The 23670-nt window shown below is 72.4% G+C and carries 22 protein-coding genes; 14 read left to right on the top strand and 8 right to left on the bottom strand.

What is annotated here, in order from left to right:
* Positions 1-79: 79 nt before the first annotated feature.
* The 8 genes from tsaB to AB0I42_RS04180 all read left to right on the top strand — a co-directional run bounded on the left by tsaB (position 80) and on the right by AB0I42_RS04180 (position 8446).
* Positions 80-757, top strand: coding sequence for a tRNA (adenosine(37)-N6)-threonylcarbamoyltransferase complex dimerization subunit type 1 TsaB (gene tsaB, locus AB0I42_RS04215; protein WP_357534027.1), 678 nt, complete (start codon positions 80-82; stop codon positions 755-757).
* 70 nt (positions 758-827) lie between these two features.
* The gene (gene rimI / locus AB0I42_RS04210) at positions 828-1253 is read left to right on the top strand and encodes a ribosomal protein S18-alanine N-acetyltransferase (RefSeq protein WP_357534143.1); all 426 of its coding nucleotides are present in this window, start codon (positions 828-830) and stop codon (positions 1251-1253) included.
* Entirely contained in the window at positions 1246-2292 is a 1047-nt protein-coding gene (tsaD, locus tag AB0I42_RS04205) for a tRNA (adenosine(37)-N6)-threonylcarbamoyltransferase complex transferase subunit TsaD (protein WP_357534026.1), read from the top strand. The genes rimI and tsaD overlap by 8 nt, the downstream gene beginning before the upstream one ends.
* Positions 2293-2303: 11 nt before the next feature.
* A complete protein-coding gene (locus AB0I42_RS04200; protein WP_357534141.1) occupies positions 2304-2558 on the top strand; it encodes a hypothetical protein in 255 nt (84 codons plus the stop codon).
* Between the two features lie 95 nt (positions 2559-2653).
* Positions 2654-4360 (top strand): ABC transporter ATP-binding protein, encoded by a 1707-nt coding sequence (locus AB0I42_RS04195; protein ID WP_357534023.1) that lies wholly within the window; start codon positions 2654-2656, stop codon positions 4358-4360.
* A gap of 231 nt (positions 4361-4591) precedes the next feature.
* Positions 4592-6340 (top strand): ABC transporter ATP-binding protein, encoded by a 1749-nt coding sequence (locus AB0I42_RS04190; RefSeq protein WP_357534021.1) that lies wholly within the window; start codon positions 4592-4594, stop codon positions 6338-6340.
* A 235-nt stretch (positions 6341-6575) separates the two neighbouring features.
* Entirely contained in the window at positions 6576-7163 is a 588-nt protein-coding gene (locus tag AB0I42_RS04185; RefSeq protein WP_357534019.1) for a winged helix-turn-helix domain-containing protein, read from the top strand.
* Positions 7160-8446 (top strand): MFS transporter, encoded by a 1287-nt coding sequence (locus AB0I42_RS04180; RefSeq protein WP_357534018.1) that lies wholly within the window; start codon positions 7160-7162, stop codon positions 8444-8446. The genes AB0I42_RS04185 and AB0I42_RS04180 overlap by 4 nt, the downstream gene beginning before the upstream one ends.
* A gap of 155 nt (positions 8447-8601) precedes the next feature.
* On the opposite strand, the gene AB0I42_RS04175 is transcribed toward AB0I42_RS04180, so the two are convergent.
* From AB0I42_RS04175 to AB0I42_RS04150, 6 genes are all read right to left on the bottom strand, one after another.
* Positions 8602-9786 carry an ROK family protein gene (locus AB0I42_RS04175; RefSeq protein WP_357534016.1) on the bottom strand — a complete coding sequence of 395 codons (1185 nt, stop codon included), beginning with the start codon at positions 9784-9786 and terminating at the stop codon, positions 8602-8604.
* A gap of 28 nt (positions 9787-9814) precedes the next feature.
* Positions 9815-11071 (bottom strand): ABC transporter permease, encoded by a 1257-nt coding sequence (locus AB0I42_RS04170; RefSeq protein WP_357534015.1) that lies wholly within the window; start codon positions 11069-11071, stop codon positions 9815-9817.
* Positions 11068-11853, bottom strand: a complete 786-nt coding sequence (locus AB0I42_RS04165) for an ATP-binding cassette domain-containing protein (protein WP_357534013.1) — start codon at positions 11851-11853, stop codon at positions 11068-11070. Before AB0I42_RS04165 ends, AB0I42_RS04170 begins: the two co-directional genes overlap by 4 nt.
* A 121-nt stretch (positions 11854-11974) precedes the next feature.
* Complete coding sequence (locus tag AB0I42_RS04160) at positions 11975-13063, bottom strand: substrate-binding domain-containing protein (protein WP_357534011.1); 1089 nt, start codon at positions 13061-13063, stop codon at positions 11975-11977.
* Between the two features lie 202 nt (positions 13064-13265).
* Entirely contained in the window at positions 13266-13745 is a 480-nt protein-coding gene (ybaK, locus tag AB0I42_RS04155) for a Cys-tRNA(Pro) deacylase (RefSeq protein ID WP_357534009.1), read from the bottom strand.
* A gap of 80 nt (positions 13746-13825) precedes the next feature.
* Positions 13826-15031, bottom strand: coding sequence for a methyltransferase domain-containing protein (locus AB0I42_RS04150; RefSeq protein ID WP_357534007.1), 1206 nt, complete (start codon positions 15029-15031; stop codon positions 13826-13828).
* Positions 15032-15297: 266 nt separating this feature from the next.
* Between AB0I42_RS04150 and groES the strand changes: the two genes are divergently transcribed.
* Both groES and groL read left to right on the top strand, forming a co-directional pair.
* Complete coding sequence (gene groES / locus AB0I42_RS04145; RefSeq protein ID WP_212822863.1) at positions 15298-15612, top strand: co-chaperone GroES; 315 nt, start codon at positions 15298-15300, stop codon at positions 15610-15612.
* A gap of 71 nt (positions 15613-15683) precedes the next feature.
* A complete protein-coding gene (groL, locus tag AB0I42_RS04140; RefSeq protein WP_357534006.1) occupies positions 15684-17333 on the top strand; it encodes a chaperonin GroEL in 1650 nt (549 codons plus the stop codon).
* Between the two features lie 68 nt (positions 17334-17401).
* Here groL and AB0I42_RS04135 read toward each other — a convergent pair whose 3' ends face one another.
* On the bottom strand, positions 17402-17803 hold the full coding sequence (locus tag AB0I42_RS04135; protein WP_357534005.1) for a WhiB family transcriptional regulator: 402 nt from the start codon (positions 17801-17803) through the stop codon (positions 17402-17404).
* Positions 17804-18096: 293 nt separating this feature from the next.
* On the opposite strand from AB0I42_RS04135, the gene AB0I42_RS04130 reads away from it, so the two are divergent.
* Positions 18097-18945 (top strand): helix-turn-helix transcriptional regulator, encoded by an 849-nt coding sequence (locus AB0I42_RS04130; RefSeq protein ID WP_357534003.1) that lies wholly within the window; start codon positions 18097-18099, stop codon positions 18943-18945.
* Between the two features lie 75 nt (positions 18946-19020).
* Here the strand turns inward: AB0I42_RS04130 and AB0I42_RS04125 are convergent, their stop codons facing one another.
* Complete coding sequence (locus tag AB0I42_RS04125; RefSeq protein WP_357534002.1) at positions 19021-19440, bottom strand: DUF5319 domain-containing protein; 420 nt, start codon at positions 19438-19440, stop codon at positions 19021-19023.
* A gap of 216 nt (positions 19441-19656) precedes the next feature.
* Between AB0I42_RS04125 and guaB the strand changes: the two genes are divergently transcribed.
* The 3 genes from guaB to AB0I42_RS04110 are packed head-to-tail and all read left to right on the top strand — an operon-like array spanning position 19657 to position 23660.
* Entirely contained in the window at positions 19657-21126 is a 1470-nt protein-coding gene (guaB, locus tag AB0I42_RS04120) for an IMP dehydrogenase (RefSeq protein WP_357534139.1), read from the top strand.
* Between the two features lie 9 nt (positions 21127-21135).
* Positions 21136-22254 (top strand): GuaB3 family IMP dehydrogenase-related protein, encoded by a 1119-nt coding sequence (locus AB0I42_RS04115; protein ID WP_357534000.1) that lies wholly within the window; start codon positions 21136-21138, stop codon positions 22252-22254.
* A complete protein-coding gene (locus AB0I42_RS04110; protein WP_357533998.1) occupies positions 22251-23660 on the top strand; it encodes a M1 family metallopeptidase in 1410 nt (469 codons plus the stop codon). The genes AB0I42_RS04115 and AB0I42_RS04110 overlap by 4 nt, the downstream gene beginning before the upstream one ends.
* The last annotated feature ends 10 nt before the right edge of the window (positions 23661-23670 follow it).

The following is a 23670-nucleotide window of genomic DNA, read 5'->3' as shown; positions in this document are numbered from 1 at the left end:
GCGGGCCCGGACGGCGTGTCGCGTACGCCGGGCCGGCCGGTGCCGGGCCGGCACCACGGCGCCGATTAAGGTGCACAACGTGCTGGTACTCGTGGTGGACTCGGCGACCCCGGCGGTCACGGCCGCTCTCGTGCGGATCACGCCGGACGGGGTGGCCCCGGTGGCAGCGCGTCGCGCCGTCGACGCGCGGGCGCACGGCGAACTGCTCGCCCCCCAGGTCGACGCGCTGTTCGCCGAGTCCGGCGACCGGCCGGCCGACCTGGCCGCGGTCGTCGCCGGCCTCGGCCCCGGCCCGTTCACCGGGCTGCGGGTCGGGCTCGTCACCGCCGTCACGATGGGCCAGGTGCTCGGGATCCCGACCTACGGGGTGTGCTCGCTGGACGGCGTCGGTCGGCCGGCGGCCGGCGGCGAACCGGTGCTGGTGGCCACCGACGCCCGGCGCCGGGAGGTCTACTGGGCGGTCTACGCCGGCACCGGCGAGCGGGTCGCCGGCCCCGACGTGCACACTCCGGCCGAGGTGGCCGGCCGGGCCGGCGAACTCGGTGCCACCGCCGCCGTCGGCGACGGCGCGCACCGCTACGCCGACGCACTCGGCCTTCCGCTGCGCGCCGAGCCCCGCTACCCCGACCCGGTCGCCCTCGCCGAACTGGCCGCCGAGCGGGTCCTCGCGGCGGCCCCGTCCGAACCGTTGACCCCGCTCTACCTGCGCCGGCCGGACGCGGTGGCCGCCACCGGCCGCAAGCCGGTGCTGCCGTGACCGGGCGGGGCGAGGTGGCGCGGTGAACCCGGCGGGTTCCGGTGCACCGGGCCGCATCCGGCTGGCCCGGATGCGGTGGTGGCACGTCGACGAGGTGCTGCCGATCGAGGCGGACCTGTTCGGGGCCGAGCAGTGGTCGGCCGCCATGTTCTGGAGCGAGCTCGCCGGCGCGCACCACTACCTGGTCGCACTCGACCCGGCCGGCACCGTGGTCGGTTACGCCGGACTGGCCGTCATCCCGCCCGACGAGAGCTGGGTGCAGAACATCGCCGTACGCCGCGACGCCCAACGGTCCGGGGTCGGCCGCCGACTGCTGGAGGCGCTGCTGGCCGAGGCCGCCCGCCGCGAGGTACGACGTACCCTGCTGGAGGTCGCGGTCGACAACGCCGCCGCGCAGCGGCTCTACGCGGCGTACGACTTCGAGCCGGTCGGGATCCGGCGCGGCTACTACCAACCGAGCAACACCGACGCCCTGGTGATGATGCGCAATGGCTGACGAACCACTCGTACTCGGCATCGAGACGTCCTGCGACGAGACAGGGGTGGGCATCGTACGCGGGCACACCCTGCTCGCCGACGCGCTGGCCTCCAGCGTCGACCAGCACGCCCGGTTCGGCGGCGTGGTCCCCGAGGTCGCCAGCCGCGCCCACCTGGAGGCGATCGTGCCGACCATGCGGCGGGCGCTCGACCAGGCCGGGGTCACGATCGCCGACATCGACGCCATCGCGGTGACCGCCGGGCCGGGACTGGCCGGTGCGCTGCTGGTCGGGGTCGCCGCCGCGAAGGGCTACGCGGTCGCCGCCGAGAAGCCGATCTACGGGGTGAACCACCTCGCCGCGCACGTCGCCGTCGACACCCTGGAGCACGGCCCCCTGCCCGAGCCGGCGATCGCGATGCTGGTCTCCGGCGGGCACTCCTCGCTGCTGCTGGTCGACGACCTGACCGCCGGGGTGACCCCGCTGGGGGCCACGATCGACGACGCGGCCGGCGAGGCGTTCGACAAGGTGGCCCGACTGCTCGGGCTGCCGTTCCCCGGCGGCCCGCCGATCGACCGGGCCGCCCGGGAGGGGGACGGCGCCGCGATCGCGTTCCCGCGCGGCCTGACCGCGCCGAAAGACCTGGCCGCGCACCGGTTCGACTTCTCGTTCTCCGGGCTGAAGACGGCGGTCGCCCGCTGGGTGGAGGCAAGGGAGCGGGCCGGCGAGCCGGTCCCGGTCGCCGACGTCGCGGCGTCGTTCCAGGAGGCGGTCTGCGACGTGCTCACCGCCAAGGCGATCGACGCCTGCCGGCAGCACGGGGTCGAGACGCTGGTCATCGGGGGCGGGGTCGCCGCAAACTCGCGGCTGCGGGCGCTGGCCGAGCAGCGCTGCGCCCGGCACGGGATCACCGTACGGGTGCCACCGCCCCGGCTGTGCACCGACAACGGCGCGATGGTGGCCGCGCTCGGCTCGCACCTGGTCGCGGCCGGGATCGCGCCGAGCCGGTTGGACCTGCCGGCCGACTCCGCGATGCCGTTGACGACGGTGAGCGTGTAGTGTCCGCGCACGTGATCGTGCGGATGTGGGAGGCGCGGGCCGAGCCGGCCCGGTTCGCCGACCTCATCACGTGGGTGTGTGAGACGGTGCTGCCGGAGTTCGACCACAGTCCGCTGCACCTGTCGAGTGAGGTCTTCTCGTCGGTCGACCACCGGGTGGTGGTCATCTCGAAGTGGCGCAGCGCCCCGATGGCGCTGCCCGACCCGCCGCCGGCACTGGTGGCCCGGCCCCCCCACACATGGGACTTCACCCAGGTCGACCGCTGATCCACGAGCGGGTCGGTGCCGCCGGTCGATGCCGGCGCGATCGGCCGGAAAACCGCTGGTGACCAACGGGTGAGTCTCGTAACGTCGGCGGTGCTATGCGGCCCTTACCCGTCGGTGATCCCGGCACCCCCGACCACCGCAGCGCGACCCACTACCTGATCTGGCTGGCTCGCCGCGCGTGGCCGTCGATGACCGGCGCCGTCCTACTGGCCATCATCTGGATGGTGGCCCAGGCACTGATGCCGGCCGTGATCGGCCGCGCCATCGACGTCGGAATCGCCGGCCGGGACCCCGACGGCCTGCTGCACTGGGGGCTGGTGCTGCTCGGTCTCGGCGTGCTCCAGGCCGCCGCCGGTGTCGGGCGACACCGGTTGGCCGTCTTCAACTTCCTCGCCTCCTCCTACCGCACCATCCAGCTCACCGTCGAGCGGGCCAACCAACTCGGTGCCACCCTGCCCAAACGGCTGGCCGCCGGCGAGGTGGTCAGCATCGGCACCGCCGACATCAGCCACATCGGTGCCGCACTCGACATCACCGCCCGGGGCACCGGCGCCGTCGTCGCGATCGCCACGATCACCGTGATCCTGCTCGCCACCTCGGTCCCGCTGGGGCTCGTCGTCCTGATCGGCGTACCGCTGCTGATGGCGGTCGTCGGCCTGCTCATCCGCCCCCTGCACCGCCAACAGGAGGAATACCGCGACCAGCAGGGCACCCTGACCACCCGCGCCGGCGACATCGTGGCCGGGCTCCGCGTGCTGCGTGGCGTCGGCGGCGAACCGGTCTTCTCGGCGCGCTACCGGACCGAGTCGCAGGACCTGCGTAAACGGGGGATGCGGGTGGCCGGCATCGAGTCCTATCTGGAGGCGGCCCAGATCCTGCTGCCCGGCGTCTTCGTCGTCCTGGTGACCTGGCTCGGCGCCCGGTTCGCGCTCCGCGGCGACATCACCGCCGGACAGCTCGTCGCCTTCTACGGCTACACGGCGTTCCTGGTCTCGCCGCTGCGGACCCTGACCGAGGCGATCGAGAAGATCACCCGTGGGCACGTCGGCGCGCAGCGGGTCGTCCGGCTCTTCACGCTCACCCCGGAGCTGTCCGACCCGGACCGGCCCCGGGAGTGGCCGCGATCCGATGCCGAACTGGTCGACCCCGAATCCGGGCTCGTGGTCGCCCCCGGCCGGTTCACCGCGCTCGCAGCGGCCGACCCCGTCGACGCGGTGGCGATCGCCGACCGGCTCGGCCGCTATACCGACAGCGAGGCGAGCTATGCCGGCGTACCCCTGCGGGAGCTGGCGCTGACGTCGGTCCGGGAGCGGATCCTGGTGGCCGACAACAACGCCGCCCTGTTCACCGGCCGGCTCCGGGCCGAACTGGACCCGCACGACCGGGCCGACGACGAGACGGTCGAAGCCGCACTGGTCGCGGCGAGCGCGACGGACATCGTGGCGGCGCTGCCGGATGGGGTCGACGCGGTCGTGGCCGAGCGGGGCCGGGAGTTCTCCGGCGGCCAGCAGCAGCGGCTGCGGCTGGCCCGCGCCCTGGTCGCCGACCCGCAGATCCTGATCCTGGTCGAGCCGACCAGCGCCGTCGACGCGCACACCGAGGCGCGGATCGCCGGCCAGCTCGGGCCGGCCCGGGCCGGCCGTACGACGCTGGTCTGCACGACCAGCCCACTGGTCCTCGACCGGGCCGACCGGGTCTTCTTCGTCGAGGACGGCAAGGTCGTCGCCGAGGGCGGCCACCGTGAGCTGGTCGCCACCGAGCCGCGGTACGCCGCCGTCGTCACCCGCGGGGAGGAAGCGTGAGCGAGCGAGGTGACGTTGTGAGTGAGCGGAGCCATGGGGCTCAGTGGAGGACACGGCGGTGCCGAGCGCAGCGAGGTGACGTTGTGAGGGAGCGGAGCGAGCGAGCCATTGGGCTCAGTGGAGGACACGGCGGTGCCGAGCGCAGCGAGGTGACGTTGTGAGCGAGCGGAGCGAGCGAGCCATGAGGCTCGGTGGAGGACACGGCGGTGCCGAGCGCAGCGAGGTGACGCCGTGAGCGGGCGGGCGCTGCCGGTCGCCGACGCGGCGCAGGCGCGGGCGTACGCCCGGGTGTTGTTCCGCCGCCACCCGCGTGCCCTGGCCTGGGCGCTCGGCCTGCACGCGCTCGCCGCGATCGCCGGGCTCGTCGCGCCGCGGCTGCTCGGGGACCTGGTCGAGGCGATCTCGCAGGGTACGACCACGGTCACCGTGGACCGGATCGCGCTGGCGATCGGCGGGTTCGTGGTGGCCCAGGCGGTGCTGGTGCGGTTCGCGCACCTGGCGTCGGCGCGCCTCGGCGAGCGGGTGCTCGCCGAACTGCGGGAGGAGTTCGTCGACCGGATCCTGGCCATCCCCTTGTCTACAGTGGAGAAGGCTGGCTCGGGCGACCTGCTGACCCGGACGTCCCGCGACGTCTCGGCGCTGTCGAAGACGGTTCGGTTCGCCGTGCCCGAGACGTTGATCGCGATGGTCACCTGCGTCTTCGTCGCGCTGGCACTGGTGCTGGTCAGCCCGCTGCTGGCGCTGCCGTGCCTCATCGCGGTGCCGCTGCTGTACGCCGGAACCCGCTGGTACCTGCGCCGGGCCCCGGCCGGCTACCTGCGGGAGAGCGCCACCTACTCCGACATCACCGACGGCATCGCGGAGACCGTCGACGGTTCGCGGACCACCGAGGCACTGCGCCAGGCGGCCCGGCGCCGGGTCCGCACCGACGCGGACATCCGCCGGTCGTACGCGGCCGAGCGGTACACCCTCTTCCTGCGTACGGTGTGGTTCCCGGTTGCCGAGATCAGCTACGTCATTCCGGTGGTGGCCACCCTGGTCCTCGGCGGCTGGTTCTACCTCGAGGGCTGGGTGACGCTCGGCCAGGTCACCGCCGCCACGCTCTACGTACAGCAGTTGATCGACCCGCTGGACCGGTTGCTGTCCTGGCTCGACGAGCTGCAGGTCGGCGGTGCCTCGATGGCCCGGTTGCTCGGTGTCGCGCAACTGCCCGACGACCGGGCGGCGTCGGCGGCCAAGCCGGACGGCGAGCGGGTCGTCGCCCGGGACGTCCGGTTCTCGTACCTGGCGGAGCGCGACGTCCTGCACGGCGTCTCGCTCGCGGTCGAGCCGGGGGAGCGGCTGGCGATGGTCGGCCCGTCCGGGGCCGGCAAGTCGACCCTCGGGCGGCTGCTCGCCGGCATCCACGGTCCCCGGACCGGCGTGGTCACGGTCGGCGGGGCGCCGCTCGTCGGCCTGCCGATCGAGGAACTGCGTTCGCATGTGGCCCTGGTGACCCAGGAGCACCACATCTTCATCGGCACGCTGCGCGACAACGTCGCCATGGTCCGCCCCGACGCCTCCGAGGACCAGGTACGCGCCGCGCTGGCCGCGGTCGACGCGCTCGGCTGGGCCGACGAGCTGCCGGAGGGTCTTGCGACGGTCGTCGGCGCGAAGGGACATTCGCTGTCGGCGGCGCAGGCGCAGCAGTTGGCGCTGGCCCGTCTGGTCCTCGCCGACCCGCACACGCTGGTGCTCGACGAGGCCACGTCCCTGATCGATCCGCGGGCGGCCCGGCAGCTCGAACGCTCGCTGGCGGCGGTGCTGGAGGGGCGTACGGTGATCGCGATTGCGCACCGGCTCTTCTCCGCGCACGACGCGGACCGGGTCGCGGTGGTGGAGGACGGCCGGATCGCCGAGCTGGGATCGCACGACGAGCTGGTCGCCGCCGACGGGTCGTACGCCGCCCTCTGGCGCTCCTGGCACGGCACCCGCCCGTAGCGCCCCAGCCCCGCGAGCAGCGCGCGGGCGCGGGACGCGGGCGCGGGGTGCGGGCGTGCGGTGCGCGCGGCGCGCGCGGGGCGCGTTGATCAAGGGGAAATCGTCCCCGAGAAGCGACAAAACGGCCACGCTTTCCCCTTGATCAACGCTCCAGTGGGTGAGGAGAGGGGGAACAGGGTGGCGGGGTGGCGTTCCGATATTGCAAAGGAGTCTTTGCAAGGCTACGTTTGCAAACATGTCTTTGGAAGAGGATAGGCTCGTCCTCGACGGGCGTTCGCTGCGGGGGATCGCCCACCCGCTGCGGGTCCGCATCCTCAGCGCACTGCGCGAGGACGGACCCGCCACCGCCACCCGGCTCGCCGAACTTCTCGGCGAGTCGACCGGCTCCACCAGCTACCACCTGCGCCAGCTCGCCACCTACGGCTTCGTGGTGGAGGACACCGGGCGCGGCGTCGGCCGGGAACGCTGGTGGCGGGCCGCCCACCGGTTCACCAGCTTCGACGGCGAAGCCAACCGGGACATGCCCGAGGAGAGCGCCGCCTACCTGCGGGCCGTCGCCGCCCTCTACGCCGGGCGGGTCGAGCGCTGGCTCGACGAATCCGCTGATCGCACCGGGCCGTGGCGCGACACCGGAACCATCAGCGACTGGCGCCTCCAACTGACCGCCGAGGAAACCCGCGCGCTGGGGGAGGAGTTGACCGCGGTGCTCGACCGCTACCGCGAAGCCCGGCCGGATGCCCCCGCCTCCGACGGCACCGAGCGGGTCGTCGTCCAGTTGCAGCTCATGCCGTTCCTCCGGACCGAGGGCCGGGCGGAAGCGTGAAACGGCAGGGCCTGATCGCGCTGCTCACCGCCGAGGTCGTCTCGCTGGTCGGTAGCCGGATGAGCATGATCGCGCTGCCCTGGTTCACCCTCGTCACCACCGGCAGTGCCGCCCGTACCGGCATCGTCGCGTTCGTCGAGATGCTGCCGTACGTGCTCGCCTGCGGGCTCGGCGGACCGCTGCTCGACCGGCTCGGCCACCGCCGGGTCAGCGTCGCCGCCGACCTCGGCAGCGCCGCCGCGCTGATCGCCGTACCCGTCCTGCACGCCGGCGGCCAGCTGCACTTCGGTGTACTGATCACGCTGATCGGCGTCGTCGGGTTCCTGCGCGGGCTCGGCGACACCGCGAAACGGGTCGTCTTCCCGGAGACCGTCGCCGCATCCGGGATGGAGATGACCCGGGCCACCAGCCTGCACGACGGGCTCGGCCGCCTCGCCACCCTGCTCGGCGCCCCGCTGGCCAGCGTGCTCATCGCGACCCTGGACGCGTCGACCGTACTGGCCATCGACGCCGCCACGTTCCTGCTGGCCGGCGTGATCGTCGCGGCCCTGGTGCCCGGCGTACGGCGGGTGGTGGCCGCGGTCACCGACCGGGAGGCGTACCTGCCGGCGCTGCGGGCCGGGCTGGCGTTCCTGCGCCGGGACCGGCTCATGCTCGGCATCACGCTGCTGCTGTTCGTCACCAACCTCGCCGACGCCGCGTACGGGACGGTGCTGGCGCCGTTCTGGGCCAGCGACGTGATCGGCTCGCCGGTCGCGCTCGGGGTGCTGTCCGGCGTCTTCGCGGTCGGCGCGGTGCTCGGCAACGTGGTCTTCACCGCCGTGGCGCCGAGAGTGCCGCGGTTCGCCGTGTTCGCCGTCGGGTTCCTGATCGCCGGGGCACCGCGGTTCGCGATCCTGTCCGTGGCCGACTCGCTCTGGATCGTGTACGTCGTGTCGTTCGTGGCCGGCGTGTCGATCTCGGCGGTCAACCCGATCCTCGGCGCGGTGTCGTACGAACGGGTTCCGGAACACCTGCGGGCCCGGGTCCTCGGCCTCGGGCAGGCCATCGGGTGGGGCGGCATGCCGCTGGGCAGCCTGCTCGCCGGCTGGGCGGTGCAGGGCTTCGGCCTGAACGCGGCACTGATGCTCTTCGGTGGCGCCTACCTGGCGGTGACCGTGCTGCCGTTCGTCAGCCCGACCTGGCGTCAGATGAACCGCCCACCCACCGACCAGCCCCCCACCCCCGACCAGCCCGCACACCCCGCCGCCCCGGGCACCCCCGCCGAGCCGGTGCCGCGCTGAGTGCCGAGCCCGTGCCGCCGCCCGCGCCGAGCCGGTGCCGCGTTGATCAAGGAGGAAGCATGCCCGCTTCGTGCGAATTGTCGCGCAACAACTCCTTGATCAACGCGGCGCCAGCGGCGCCAGCCCGGGGCCGTGCGCCAGTCCCGGGGGCGGGGTCAGGGGGTGGCGTCCAGGGGGGCCGCGAGCAGGTGTTCGAAGGCCAGTTCGGCGGCGCCGATCAGGGCGGCGTCCTCGCCGAGTTGCGGGGTACGCAGCTTGACCTGCTCCCGCGACGCGGGTAGCGCCATCGAGTTGAGCCGGCTGCGGACCCGGGCGGCCGAGGCGAGGTAGACGTCGCGCAGCGTACCGCCGAAGATCACCATTCCGGGGTTGAAGATGTTGACCAGGTTCGCCACCCCGAACCCGAGCCAGTCGCCGACCTCCCGTACGGCCGCCTTGGCGCTGGCGTCGCCACGGGCCGCCGCGTCGACGATCGACAGCGCTGCCCGACGCCCGGTGCCACCGCCGCCCGCGGCGCCGTCCAGCAGGGCGTATTCGCCGATGACGGTTTCCCAGCAGCCCCGGGAGCCGCACCCGCACTCCCGCCCGCCGGGCTGCACCACCATGTGGCCGACCTCGCCGCCGAGGCCGCCGTGGCCGGTCAGCCGCCGGCCACGCACGATGATCCCGGCGTCGACGCCCACGTCACGGTGCAGGTAGATGAGGTCGTCGCAGCCGACCGCGGCGCCCCGGGCGTGCTCGGCCAGCGCCGAGACGTCGGCGGCGTTGCCGACCAGGATCGGCCGCTCCGGGTCGAGGTGCGCGTCGAGCGCCGCGCCGAGCGACCGGTCGACGAAGCCGGTCTCCGGCTTGACGTGGACCGGGCCCTCCTCCCGCATCTCCAGTCCGCAGACCGCGACGCCGGCGCCGACGTACGTCGAACCGGCCGGGACCGACTGCTGCATCTCCTTGACGAAGGCGGCGAGCAGCGGCGCGGTCTCGGCGGCGGCTACCCCGTACGGGCGGGCCGTCTCGCGCCGGTCGAGTACCGCGCCGCCGAGCCCGACCCGGGCGGCCCGCAGCCGGTCCACCTCGATGCTGTACGCGTAGGCGAAGACGCGTTCGGACTCTGGCCGGACGACCGGTGACGGCCGCCCGGCCCGGCCGGTTTCCCGCGGTGCCCCCTCGCTGACCAGGCCGGCACCGGCGAGGTCGGCGGTGAGCGCCCCGATGGTGCTGCGGTTGAGACCGAGCGCGGTGGTGAGTTCGGCCCGCGAGGTGGCCCCGTGGATGTGCACGTAGCGCAACAGGGCACCGAGGTTCTGCCGGCGGATCTCCTCCTGGCTCGGTCCTACACGCATCGTCTCGGTAACTCCACGGTGGCGGCGGTCAGCGGTTGCCGGTGGCGGTGGCCCGACGTCGGGACAGCGCGTCGACGCCAGCGGCCAGCAGCAGTACCGAACCGGTGACCACGTATTTGACCCCCGAGCTGTATCCCATCAGACCCATCCCATTGTTGATCACGGCGACCACGGCCCCGCCGAGCACCGCGTCGAGCACCCGGCCCTTGCCGCCGAAGAGGCTGGTGCCGCCGATGACCGCGGCCCCGACCGCGTAGAGCAGGACGTCGCTGCCGCCGGTGTTGGCGTCGACCGAGTTGGCCCGGCTCGCCGCCACGATTCCACCGATCGCCGCCATCGCGGAGCAGATGACGAAGACCGAGATCCGGATCCGGTCGACGTTGATGCCGGCCCGCCGGGCCGCCTCCTTGTTGCCGCCGACAGCGTAGATGTGCCGGCCGTACGCGGTGCGCTGGAGCACGAAAGTCCAGACGATCAGGAGTACGGCGATGATCGGCACCACGATCGGCACGCCCTTGAGCGAGGTGACCAGCACCCGGCTGCGTTCCTGGTTGAGGATGTAGACGGCGACGCCGAGGATCAGTGCCAGCCCGCCGATCCGGGCGGCGACCACGGCGAGCGGGTCGGTGACGAGTCCCCGGGCCGCCCGGTTGCGGTGCCGCAGCAACTGCACGGCGGCGTAGCCGGCGACCGCGACGCCGGCCAGCACCCAGCCGAGCACCGGCGGCATGTTCCGGTTGGCGATCGCCACGAGGACGCTGTCGCGCACCGACACGTTGTTGCCGCCCTTGATCAGCAACAGCACGATGCCCTGGAACGCCAGGAAGCCGGCCAGCGTCACCACGAACGACGGAATGCCGATCTTGGCGACCAGGAGCCCGAGCACCAGGCCGATCAGCACCCCGGTGCCGAGGGCCGCGAGCAGTGCCACGTACCAGGGCAGGCCCTGCTCGGTGACGAGCACCGCGAGCACGGCGGCGCAGACCCCGCTGGCGAAGCCGGCGGACAGGTCGATCTCGCCGAGCAGCAGGACGAAGACCAGCCCCATCGCGATCAGGGTGACCGCGGCGCCCTGGGTGAACAGGTTGGCGAAGTTGCCGGCCGACAGGAACGAGGGGCGCATGATCGAGAAGACCACGCAGAGCACGACCAGACCGAGTACGGCCGGCAGCGCCCCGATGTCGCCGCCGCGTACCCGGGCCAGGTAGCCCCGGACGTGGTCGCCGAGGGTCGGAGCCGGCGCCGGTGCCGACTCCTTCTGCACCGCAGCCGTCGTGGTGGTCATCGGTCCGCTCCCGTGCTGGTGGTCTTGCCGAGGTCGGCGGTGCTCTCCGTGCGACCGGCCGTGATGAGTTCGACCACCTGGGCGTGTGTCACGTCGGTGGTCCGTACCTGGGCGACCATCTGCCCGAGATAGAGCGCCGCGATGCGGTCGGAGACGGCGAAGACGTCGTTCATGTTGTGCGAGATGAGCACGACGGCCAGGCCGTTGTCGGCGAGCCGGCGGACCAGTTCGAGCACCTGCGCGGTCTGCGCGACGCCGAGCGCGGCGGTCGGCTCGTCGAGGATGACCAGCTTGCTGTTCCACAGCACGGCCTTGGCGATCGCCACCGTCTGCCGCTGCCCGCCGGACAGGCTGGAGACGTGCTGGCGCAGGGACTGGACCGTACGCACCGACAGCCCGGCGAGCGTGTCGGCGGCCATCTGCTCCATGGTCGCCTCGTCGAGCACCAGCCCGCTGCGCTTCTCCCGGCCGAGGAACATGTTCTGCACGATGTCGAGGTTGTCGCAGAGCGCGAGGTCCTGGTAGACGACCTCGATGCCCAGGCCGGCGGCGTCCCGGGGGCTGTTGATGCTGACCGGCGCGCCCTCGAAGAAGAACTCGCCCGCGTCGGTGGGATGGATGCCGCTGATGCACTTGACGAGGGTGGACTTGCCGGCGCCGTTGTCGCCGACGAGGGCGGTCACCTCGCCGGGCTGGACGGCGAAGGCGACGTCGCGCAGGACCTGTACGGGACCGAAGCTCTTGTCGATCCCGCGTAGCTCCAACAGGGGTGTCGCGGACACGGATGGTCTCCTTCTGAAGTGTCCGGTCGGGCGGTGTCCGGCAGGCCGCCGCCCGGCACCGGCGGGCGTGGGTACGCCCGCCGGTGGCCGCCGGGCGGCGGCCTGACGACCTTGGCGGGGACTAGCTGATGCCGACCTCGGCGCACCGGGCGGCGAACTCGCCGGCGCACAGTTCGGCCTGGGTGACGTAGCCGTCGTCGACGACGTCCTTGACGTTCTCCTTGAAGATCGCCTTCGGGGTGAGCAGCACCGACGGGACGTCCCGGCCGCTCTCCGGGTCCTTGACCGTCGTCTCGACGTTGCTGGTCTCGCCCTTGGCCAGCGCGATGGCCAGTTCGGCGGCGGCGTCCGCCTCCTGCTTGATCGCCTTGTAGACGGTCATGCACTGGTCGCCGGCGAGGATGTTCTGGAGCCCCTGCACGGTGGCGTCCTGGCCGGTGACCGGGACCTTGCCGTTGAGGTTGTTCTTCTTCAGCACCGAGATGACCGCGTTGCCGAGGCCGTCGTTGGCGGCGAGCACGCCGTCGATCTTGCCGCCGGTCGAGGTCAGCATCTGTTCGAAGATCGTGCCGGCCTGGGTGTTGTTCCACTCCGGGACGGACTGGTCCGGGCCCTTGGTGTATTCCTTCGAGGCGTACTTGGGGTCGAGGACCGAGTCGTAGCCGTTCTTGAACAGGGTCGCGTTGTTGTCGGTGGGGGAGCCGTTGAGTTCGGCCACCACCGGGTTCTGGGCGCCCTTGTCGGCGAGGCACTTCACCAGGCCCTCGCCCTGCTGCTTGCCGACCACCTCGTTGTCGAAGCTCACGTAGTACTGCGCGGAGCCGCCCAGGGTCAGCCGGTCGTAGTCGATCGTCGCGACGCCCTGCGACTTCGCCTTGTCCAGCACCGCCTTGCCGGTCCCGGAGTCCAGGTTGACGATCATCAGCACGGTCGCGCCGTTGGTGATCATCTGGTCGGCGATGGTCTGGAAGGCGGCCTTGTCGCCCTGGGCGTTCTGGATGTCGTGCGCGATTCCGGCCGCGTCGAACGCCGCTGCCAGGAACTTGCGGTCCGCGGTCTCCCAGCGGGCCGAGGAGGCGCTGTCCGGCAGGATCACGCCGATCTTCGGCGTCGCGCCGCCGGGGCCGGTGTCTTCGCCGTCGCCGCACGCGGCGACCCCGCCGACGGTCAGCAGGCCCACGGCGGTCAGGGAGAGGATCCCTCTGCGCATTGCACGGGTCCTTTCGGAGAGTGAGCCCCGGACGAGGGGCAGGGTGGGTTCGGACCGGGGGTGCGAAACCGGTCATAATGTTTTGTTGTGTCCGGCAACGTATTAGGTGCGGCGTGGGTCACACAAGAGCGCCGAGGTGGCGAGTTTGTTGTCGGCGATAACAATTCAGCAACGTCACCGAATTCGGCGGTCGCGGTCCTGGTCAGGCGGTTGCGATGGCGGCGAGGGTCGCGTCGGTCAGGCTGATCAGGTCACCCGGGGCGATCTCGATCTGCAGGCCTCGCCGGCCGCCGGAGACGAACACCGTCGACCACCGCGGCGCCGAGACGTCCAACACGATCGGTAGCCGGGTCCGCTGGCCGAGCGGGGAGATGCCGCCGGTGACGTAGCCGGTCGCGCGCTCGGCGGCCGCCGGCTCGGCCATCACGCCCCGCTTGCCGCCGGCCGCGGCCGCCAGCGCCTTGAGGTCCAGCGAACCGGTCACCGGCACCACGCCGACGGTGAGTCGGCCGTCCACAGTGGCCACCAGGGTCTTGAACACCCGCTCCGGCGCCACCCCGAGCGCCGCGGCGGCGGCCAGGCCGTACGACGGCGCGGCCGGATCGACCCGGTAGGGGTGCGCGGTGAACGGCACCTTCCGTCTGGCCAGCAGTGCCGTCGCCGGGGTGCCCTTGCCCGCCATGGTCGCGACCCTACCGCCGCCCCGGCCGATCGGCAGCGCGACGCCCGAGGGCCGGCTTCACCCCACTGTGGACGGCCGGCTCAGGCGACCGGCCGGCACAGGACGACGGTCGGTGCGCCGGCGACCCGGGTCAGCACGAGCGAGGTCGCCGCCGGGCCGGCGAGGCGCAGGTCACGGCGCAGCCGTTCCGGGTCGAGGGCCGAGCCCCGCTTGAGGATCTCGACCCGCCCGACGCCCCGGTCACGCAGCAGCGCCCGCAGTCTCTTGAGCGAGAACGGCAGCACGTCGGTGATCTCGAAGCAGCGGCCGTACGGCGTGACCCGGCCCTGGTCGGTGTAGACGTACGCGATCGACGGGTCGGCGAGCACACCGTCCACGGTGGCGGCGAACTCGGCCACCAGGTGGGCGCGTACCACGGCGCCGTCCGGGTCGTGGAGGTGGCCGCGCGGGGCACCGACCGGCGCGGCGAGGTCGCCCGGCCCGGTGAGTTCGGTCACGGCGGGAGCCGGGGACGCGCCGGCCGGAGCGGTGCGCAGCAGGGTGGCCCGGCGTGGCGTCGCCGCGAGCGGTCCACACCAGAACGCCGCCTCGACCACCTCACGGTCGACGCTGACCCACTCGGCCTCGGCGCCCTCGGGTACGAGCGCGTGGTCGACGCCGGGGGCGACCTTGACCACGGTTGCCGGGACCCGGCGGGTCAGTTCGACGACGAAGTCCCACGGCGGGGAGTAGGCGGTCGGGTCGAAGACCCGCCGGCCGGTGCCGGAGCGGCGGGCCGGGTCGCAGAACACGGCGTCGACGGTCGACACGTCGAACCGGGTGGCGTCGCCGCACGTGACGGTGAACCGGTCGGCCACGCCGGCGGCCACCGCGTTCGTGGCGGCCATCGCCGCGGTCAGCGGGTCGGCCTCGACGCCGTACACCCGGATGCCGGCCCGGGCGGCGGCGATCGCGTCGGCGCCGAGGCCGCACCCGAGGTCGGCCAGGGTCCGTACGCCGGCGGCGGCCAGTCGCGCGGCCCGCCGGTCGGCGACCACGGCGCGGGTGGCCTGCTCCAGGCCGGCCCGGGTGAAGAACATCCCGGCGGCGACCGGGCCGAACTTGGCGGCGGCCCGCCGCCGCAGGTCGGTCTGGGTGAGCGCGGCGGCGGCGAGGTCGGCGGGTACGCCCCGGGTCCGCAGCGCGGCGGCCGCGGCCAGCGGGTCGCCGCCGGGCAGTCCGGCGGCCGCGGCGAGTGCGGTCTCCCCGGCCGGGGTACGCAGGGCGTCGAGCACGGCGAGTTCCACCGGCCCATTGTGTCGGGCCGGTCGGCGCCGGTGCCGACTACGTCATCCGGCGGGTCGGGTTGGCACTCTCCTTGACGGAGTGCTAGCGGCGGCCTAATCTGCGATTAGCACTCTCGACAAGAGTGTGCCAGCGATCCGGCCCCGGCCGGTGGCTGGACAACGCCAGGCGGACCGGCACCCGCGACGACGGACCGCCCGGTGGCATGAGGCAGATTGACGCCGGTTGGGCGATCGACCGGCTACGAAACCAGATACCCCAGGAGGGTATGCCCGTGACTACCGCGACCAAGGTTGCGATCAAGCCGCTCGAGGACCGGATCCTGGTCCAGGCGAACGAGGCTGAGACCACCACCGCTTCCGGCCTCGTGATCCCCGACACCGCCAAGGAAAAGCCGCAGGAGGGCACCGTCCTCGCCGTCGGCCCCGGCCGCATCGACGAGAAGGGCAACCGGATCCCGGTTGACGTCCAGGTCGGTGACACCGTCGTCTACTCGAAGTACGGCGGCACCGAGATCAAGTACGCCGGCGAGGAGTACCTGGTGCTCTCCGCCCGCGACGTCCTCGCGGTCATCGAGAAGTAACCAACTGATCCGTGACGCAGCCCCGGACCGGCTCGCCGGGCCGGGGCTGCGTCGCTTCGAGAGGAACATAGATGGCGAAGATCCTGAGCTTCTCGGACGACGCCCGACACCTGCTCGAACACGGTGTCAACACCCTCGCGGACACGGTCCGGGTCACCCTCGGTCCGCGCGGGCGCAACGTCGTCCTGGACAAGAAATTCGGCGCTCCCACGATCACCAACGACGGTGTCACCATCGCCAAGGAGATCGAGCTCACCAACCCGTACGAGAACCTCGGCGCGCAGCTCGTCAAGGAGGTGGCGACGAAGACCAACGACGTCGCCGGTGACGGGACCACCACCGCGACCGTGCTCGCCCAGGCGATGGTGCGCGAGGGCCTGCGCAACGTGGCGGCCGGCGCCAACCCCTCCGGCCTCAAGCGGGGCATCGAGGCCGCGGTCGAGAAGATCTCCGCGGCGCTGCTCGAGAAGGCCGTCGAGGTCGACAGCCGGGCCGCGATCGCCCACGTGGCGACCATCTCGGCGCAGGACGCCACGATCGGCGACCTGATCGCCGAGGCGATGGAGAAGGTCGGCCGCGACGGTGTCATCACCGTCGAGGAAGGCTCCACCCTGGCCACCGAGCTGGAGGTCACCGAGGGCCTGCAGTTCGACAAGGGCTTCATCTCGCCGCACTTCGTCACCGACTCCGAGGCGCAGGAGGCGGTGCTCGACGACCCGTACATCCTGATCACCACGCAGAAGATCTCCGCGATCGAGGAGCTGCTGCCGCTGCTGGAGAAGGTCCTCCAGACCAGCAAGCCGCTGCTGATCATCGCCGAGGACGTCGACGGCCAGGCGCTGTCGACCCTGGTGGTCAACTCGATCCGCAAGACCGTCAAGGTCACCGCGGTGAAGGCACCCGGGTTCGGCGACCGCCGCAAGGCGATGCTCCAGGACATGTCGATCCTCACCGGTGCCGAACTGGTCGCGCCCGAGCTCGGCTACAAGCTCGACGCGGTCGGCCTGGAGTCGCTGGGCACCGCCCGGCGGGTCGTGGTCGACAAGGACAACACCACCGTCGTCGACGGTGGCGGACGGCCGAACGAGGTCGCCGACCGGGTCGCCCAGATCCGCAAGGAGATCGAGGCCTCCGACTCCGACTGGGACAAGGAGAAGCTGTCCGAGCGGCTGGCGAAGCTGTCCGGCGGCATCGCGGTCATCAAGGCCGGCGCGGCCACCGAGGTCGAGATGAAGGAGCGCAAGCACCGCATCGAAGACGCGATCGCCGCCACCCGCGCCGCCGTCGAGGAGGGCACCGTACCCGGTGGTGGCGCCGCGCTGGCGCAGATCACCTCGGTGCTCGACGGCGACCTCGGCCTCACCGGCGACGAGAAGGTCGGTGTCAGCATCGTCCGCAAGGCGCTGGTCGAGCCGCTGCGCTGGATCGCCCAGAACGCCGGCTTCGACGGCTACGTCGTCGTGCAGAAGGTCGCCGAGAGCGGCTGGGGCACCGGCCTCAACGCCGCCAGCGGCGAGTACGTCGACCTGGCCAAGGCCGGCATCATCGACCCGGTGAAGGTGACCCGCAACGCGGTCGCCAACGCCGCCTCGATCGCCGCGCTGCTGCTCACCACGGAGAGCCTGGTCGTGGAGAAGCCGGCCGAGCCGGAGCCGGCCGCGGGCGGCCACGGCCACTCGCACGGCCACGGACACGGCCACCAGCACGGCCCGGGCTTCTGAGTCCCGGCGTCGACGCACGCGGATCGGGGCGCCCACCGTACGGTGGGCGCCCCGATTCCGTCAGATGGTCAGTGCGCGGCGGCGGGTACGGCCGCCGGGCGTTGGGCCGGCACCGTCGACCGGTGCGGGCGGCCCAGCCGGGCCTCCAGGCGGGCGATGTCGACCCGGGACAGCCGGCGGTCGGCGGCGTCCTCCCAGCCGACGGCGAGCAGCCGCAGCCGCTCCGCCTCGCTGAAGCCACCCCACACGCCGTACGGCTCGCGTACGGCCAGCGCGTGCGCGGCACACTCGGCCCGCACCGGGCAGCTCCCGCACACGGACTTGGCCTTGGCCTCGCGCCGGTTGCGTGACGATCCCCGCTCGCCGTCGGGGTGGAAGAACTGGGCGCTGTCGCGCCCACGGCAGGCACCGAGCCGCTGCCACTCCCACAGGTCGACGATGGGTCCGGGCAGTCTGTTCACGTTCGACATCAGCACCCCTCCTCCCGCGCGGCCCCGCGGTCAGCTCACCTCGACGATCTGGCGGTCGGTCCGGGCGACGGGCCGCGCAGGCGCACCGGATCCCGACCTGTCGATGGCGATACCCCGCTTGCGCGAACCTCACACGTCCCTGATCGATTCGTTGCCGGAGGCGTGTCGATTCGTTGTCGGTAGGGAAGTGGATGGGCCGGTGAAGTGTCCGGAACTTTCCCTTTCCTAAGCCGTTAAAGCTCGTAATGATCACATGCTTCCGTGGTCTTCTCCTTGAGGAAAGGGGGATCACTGTGCGTACCGTCCTCGTGTGCGTCCGGACGCCGCTCGCCGCTCGTAACGTGGCGTCCGCCGCCGCCCGGCTCGGGATGTCCGCCGCCGTCCGCACCGCGGTTTCCGAACCCGAGGTGCTGCTCCGGCTCGCCGAGGGCCCGGCGGAGGTGGTGCTCGCCGACACCGCGCTGACCCGCCCGGACAGTGCCGGGTTCACCCGCCGGGTGCTGGCCCGCGCACCCGGCGCCGTACTGGTGCTCTTCGGGCCGGAGGACCCGCGGGTCGCCGCCGCCGCGATCGCCGCCGGTGCCCGCGGGCTGATCCAGGGCGGCGACCACGACCTGGTCAGCGTGGTCGCCAAGGCGTTGCTGCTGCTCTGTGTGCCCGGCCGGGCCGGGGTCGGACTGGGCGCCGGGCGAGGTACGGCCGGCAACGGGGTGCCCGGGACGGGTGGATCGGCGCGGCTCGCCGACCGGCCCGGGGTGCCGCCGCTGCCCGGCCAGCCCACGATGGTGCCCGCCCAGCGCGGCGACGAGGGGCACGACGGTTTCTATCCGCCGCAGGTCGACCCCCGGGCCGGAAACAGCCCCGACGGCCGCTATACCGGCCCGCCGACCCGGCGCGACACCGGCCCGCCGGCCATGGCCGCGCCGGCCGGCCCACCCGGGCGGCGGATCACGCTCACCGAACGCGAACTGCAGGTGCTGCGGGGGATGTCCGACGGCAAGAGCAACGCGGAGATCGGACGCGAGCTCTTCGTCTCGGAGGACACCGTCAAGACCCACGCCCGCCGGCTCTTCCGCAAGCTCGGCGCCCGGGACCGGGCGCACGCCGTGGCGGCCGGTTTCCGGGCGGGCCTGGTGGCCTGACCCGGGCCGGGCGACGGGGCGGTACGGTGCCGGCGCACGGGGGGCCGGCACCGGCCGGCGGCACCTGCGCGCCGGTCAGTCCCCGGTGGTCTCGTCGTCCTCGACGTCGTCGGTGCCCTCGGTCAGTGTGTCGTGCACCCCGTCGGCGTAGCCACGGGCGTAGTCCCAGGTCACGTAGTGGTCGGGATCGGGGTCGAAGGCCGGCTCGTGCACCCGTGTGCGCCCGGAGTCGAGCAGGTGTCGCAGGTTGCCGCGCAGCAGGTCCCGGTCGAAGTAGTGCGGCTCCCGGCAGTCCTCGCACTCGATGACCAGTCCGCGCACCCCGATCGGGCTCAGCAACGCCTGGTAGATCTCCAGGTCGGCGATGTCCTCTAGCACGTCCTGCCGCTCGACCTCGGTCAGCGGGTCGTGCGGGTTGTCCTGCTCGGGATCGTCGAGCCCCGCTGCCGGATCGGCGGGGTCGCCGTTGAACGGGTCGATCGGCTCGTCGTGCACCCCTCCACCGTAGTGGTAGGCGTGGCCGCCGCGCCCGCCCCGCCGTACGGTCGACGCGTCCGACCGGCCCAGGTCGCCGGGCGCGGGGCCACCACAGGCGGATGGGTACGATGAAGCGACGCGCCGCTGAGGGGACAAATCGTGGATATTTCGCCCGTGAACGATCGTGCGTCGGACCGGGTCGACGCCAGCTCGACGGGTCCGGCACCCGAGCGGATCGTGCCGCTCGGTCTGACGTTCGACGACGTGCTGCTGCAACCCGGCGAATCCGACATCGTGCCGAGCCGGGTCAACACGATCACCCGGCTCACCCGCAACGTCGAGATCGCCATTCCACTCGCGTCCAGCGCGATGGACACCGTGACCGAGGCCCGGATGGCGATCGCCATGGCCCGCCAGGGTGGCATCGGGGTCCTGCACCGCAACCTCTCGGTGGAAGACCAGGCGCTGCAGGTCGACCTGGTCAAGCGGTCCGAGGCCGGCATGATCACCAATCCGGTGACCGCCAGCCCCGACGACACCCTGCGCGACGTCGACGCCCTCTGCGGGCGCTACCGGATCTCCGGCGTGCCGGTCGTCGACGCCGACGGCATCCTGGTCGGCATCGTCACCAACCGCGACATGCGGTTCGAGACCGACACCAACATCCCGGTCCGCCAGATCATGACGCCGATGCCGCTGATCACCGCCGAGGTCGGGGTCTCCAAGGACCAGGCCCTGGCCCTGCTGCGCCAGCACAAGGTGGAGAAGCTCCCGCTGGTCGACCGGACCGGGCGGCTGCGCGGGCTGATCACCGTCAAGGACTTCACCAAGAGCGAGCAGTTCCCCAACGCGACCAAGGACAGCGCCGGCCGGCTACGGGTCGCCGCCGCCGTCGGGGTGGGCGACGACGCGTACAAGCGGGCCCGGGCCCTGATCGACGCCGGCGTCGACGTGGTGATCGTCGACACCGCGCACGGCCACCAGCGCGCCGTGCTCGACATGGTGCGGCTGCTGAAGAAGGAGACCGCGGTCGACGTGGTCGGCGGCAACGTCGGCACGTACGCCGGGGCGAAGGCACTGGTCGACGCCGGTGCCGACGGGGTCAAGGTCGGCGTCGGCCCGGGCGCCATCTGCACCACCCGGATCGTGGCCGGGGTCGGCGTACCCCAGATCACCGCGATCATGGAGGCGGCCCGCGCCTGCCGACCGGCGGGCGTCCCGGTCATCGGCGACGGCGGCATCCAGTACTCCGGCGACATCGCCAAGGCGCTGGTCGCCGGCGCCGACTCGGTCATGCTCGGCAGCCTCCTCGCCGGCTGCGAGGAGAGCCCCGGCGAGCTGCTGTTCATCAACGGCAAGCAGTTCAAGTCCTACCGCGGCATGGGTTCGCTCGGCGCGATGCAGTCGCGCGGCCAGGCCCGCTCCTACTCCAAGGACCGCTACTTCCAGCACGACGTGCTCAGCGACGAGAAGCTGGTCCCCGAGGGCGTCGAGGGGCGGGTGCCCTACCGCGGCCCGCTCGCCGCGGTGGCCCACCAGCTCGTCGGCGGCCTGCGCCTGGCAATGGGCTACGTCGGTGCCGAGGGCATCCGCGACCTGCACGAGCGGGGCCAGCTCGTCCGGATCACCGCGGCCGGGCTCAAGGAGAGCCACCCGCACGACATCCAGATGACCGTCGAAGCCCCCAATTACCACACCCGATAGGAGCCTCCTGTGCGTGACGTGGTCGAAATCGGGTCGGGTAAGACCGCGCAGCGCGGCTACCACCTGGACGACATCGCGATCGTGCCGAGCCGACGTACCCGTGACGTCGACGACGTCTCGACCGCCTGGCAGCTCGACGCCTACCCGTTCCGGATTCCGTGCGTGGCGCACCCGTCCGACGCGACCATGAGCCCCGCCTCGGCGGTCGCGCTCGGTCAGCTCGGCGGCCTCGGCGTGCTCAACGTCGAAGGGCTGTGGACCCGCTACGAGGACCCGGAGAAGGTGCTCGAGGAGCTGTCGACCCTCGACGAGGACGCGCCGGCAACCAAGCGGTTGCAGGAGGCGTACGCCGAACCGATCCGGCCCGACCTCATCGCCGAGCGGGTCCGGCAGATGCGCGAGGGCGGCAGCACCGTCGCCGTACGGGTGTCGCCGCAGCACACCCTCGCCCTCGCCCCGGTCATCCTCGACGCCGGTGTCGACATCCTCGTCATCCAGGGCACCATCGTCTCCGCCGAGCACGTCTCGACCACCGACGAGCCGCTCAACCTCAAGGAGTTCATCGCCGACCTCGACCTGCCGGTCGTGGTCGGCGGCTGCACCGACTACAAGACGGCGCTGCACCTGATGCGCACCGGCGCGGCCGGCGTGATCGTCGGTGTCGGCGCCGACGAGTGGTCGACGACCGACACCGTGCTCGGCATCCGGGTGCCGATGGCGACCGCGATCGCCGATGCGGCCGCCGCCCGGCGCGACTACCTGGACGAGACCGGCGGGCGCTATGTCCACCTCATCGCCGACGGTGACGTCCAGACCTCGGGCGACATCGCGAAGGCGCTCGGCTGCGGCGCCGACGCCGTCATGCTCGGCGAGCCGCTGGCGATGTGTGACGAGGCGCCGGCCTCCGGCGCGTGGTGGCACTCGGCGGCGAGCCACCCGCAGCTCCCACGTGGGGCGTTCGGGGTCGCCGGGGAGTCGCTCGGGACGATGGAAAAGCTGCTCTACGGCCCCTCCGACGACCCGGACGGTCAGCTCAACCTCTTCGGCGGCCTGCGCCGCGCGATGGCCAAGTGCGGCTACCGCGACCTGAAGGAGTTCCAGAAGGTCGGCCTGGTCATCGACCGGTGACGATCAAAGCTGCCCGGTCGGCGGGCACCGCCGCGCTGGTGATGGTGCTCGCCACCACCGGGTGCACGGCGCTGCCCGGCGCCGACGAGCCACCGGTCACCTTCGAGGCTGGGGCCGACGGCATCGGCGACCCCTACTTCCCGACGTACGGCAACGGCGGGTACGACGTCCTCGGCTACGGGTTGAAGCTGCGCTACGACCCGGCCGGCGACCAGCTCGGCGGCACCGCCACCATCACCGCCACCGCGACCGCCAACCTGTCCCGCTTCAACCTCGACCTGGTCGGGCTCACCGTCTCCGAGGTCACCGTCGACGGGACGACGGCCCGGCACGCCCGCGAGGGCGACGAGCTGGTGATCACGCCGGAGTCCGGCCTGCGCCGCGACTCCCGGTTCGTGGTCGAGGTCGACTACAGCGGCACCCCGGTCACGGTGCGCAGTCCCGACCTGGGCGAGGGCGGCTTCATCAACACCGACGACGGGGCGATCGCGCTCGGTCAGCCCGAGTCGGCCAGCACCTGGTTCCCGGTCAACGACCACCCGCTCGACAAGGCGACGTACGACATCGAGATCACGGTCCCGGAGGGGCTGAGCGCCCTCAGCAACGGGGTGCCGGGCGGCACGTCGACCGCCGACGGCTGGACCACCTGGAAGTGGGCGGAGCGCGCGCCGATGGCGAGCTACCTGACCACCCTGGTCATCGGCGACTACCGGGTGAACAGCGGCACCCACGCCGGCAAGCCGATCGTCACCGCGGTCGCGGCCGAACTGCCGACGACGTACGCGGACGCGGCGATGGCGCGTACCGGTGAGATCGCCGACTATCTCGCGACCCTCTTCGGCCCCTACCCGTTCGACTCGTACGGCGGGATCGTCGTCGCCGAGAGCCGCATCGGCTACGCCCTGGAGACCCAGTCCCGCCCGGTCTACGGGCCGTCGTTCTTCCGCCGCGACACCGGGGAGTGGGTGGTCGCGCACGAGCTGGCCCACCAGTGGTTCGGCGACAGCGTCTCGATCCACCACTGGCGTGACATCTGGCTCAACGAGGGCTTCGCCAGCTATGCCGAGTGGCTGTGGGAGGAACACGACGGCGGCCGTTCCGCGCAGGCCAACTTCGCGGACGAGTACGCCCAGACCGACTGGAGCCAGCCGACCGGCGACCCCGGCCGGTCCGGGATCTTCAGCCGGGCGGTCTACAAGCGTGGGGCGCTGACCGTGCACGCGTTGCGCCGTACGGTGGGCGACGACGCGTTCTTTCGGCTGTTGAAGACCTGGACCGCCGAGAAGCGGGACGGCAACGCCACCACCGCCGAGTTCGTCGCCGTCGCCGAGCGGGTCACCGGCAAGTCACTGCGGCCGTTCTTCGACGACTGGCTCTACGGCACCACCGCACCGCCGGTGCCGTGACCCCGGCCGG

The sequence above is a fragment of the Polymorphospora sp. NPDC050346 genome (genome assembly GCF_040655695.1).
Lineage (GTDB): Bacteria > Actinomycetota > Actinomycetes > Mycobacteriales > Micromonosporaceae > Polymorphospora > Polymorphospora lycopeni.
The sequence above is the reverse complement of the archived record's forward strand: the minus strand, read 5'-3'. Positions and strand labels throughout refer to the sequence as shown.

Coding starts and splice junctions, on each gene's coding strand:
- groL (WP_357534006.1), top strand. CDS start 15,684: ATGGCGAAGATCCTGAGCTTCTCGGACGACGCCCGACACCTGCTCGAA.
- AB0I42_RS04135 (WP_357534005.1), bottom strand. CDS start 17,803: ATGTCGAACGTGAACAGACTGCCCGGACCCATCGTCGACCTGTGGGAG.
- AB0I42_RS04185 (WP_357534019.1), top strand. CDS start 6,576: ATGTCTTTGGAAGAGGATAGGCTCGTCCTCGACGGGCGTTCGCTGCGG.
- rimI (WP_357534143.1), top strand. CDS start 828: ATGCGGTGGTGGCACGTCGACGAGGTGCTGCCGATCGAGGCGGACCTG.
- AB0I42_RS04160 (WP_357534011.1), bottom strand. CDS start 13,063: ATGCGCAGAGGGATCCTCTCCCTGACCGCCGTGGGCCTGCTGACCGTC.
- AB0I42_RS04195 (WP_357534023.1), top strand. CDS start 2,654: ATGCGGCCCTTACCCGTCGGTGATCCCGGCACCCCCGACCACCGCAGC.
- tsaD (WP_357534026.1), top strand. CDS start 1,246: ATGGCTGACGAACCACTCGTACTCGGCATCGAGACGTCCTGCGACGAG.
- AB0I42_RS04175 (WP_357534016.1), bottom strand. CDS start 9,786: ATGCGTGTAGGACCGAGCCAGGAGGAGATCCGCCGGCAGAACCTCGGT.
- groES (WP_212822863.1), top strand. CDS start 15,298: ATGCCCGTGACTACCGCGACCAAGGTTGCGATCAAGCCGCTCGAGGAC.
- ybaK (WP_357534009.1), bottom strand. CDS start 13,745: ATGGCGGGCAAGGGCACCCCGGCGACGGCACTGCTGGCCAGACGGAAG.
- AB0I42_RS04170 (WP_357534015.1), bottom strand. CDS start 11,071: ATGACCACCACGACGGCTGCGGTGCAGAAGGAGTCGGCACCGGCGCCG.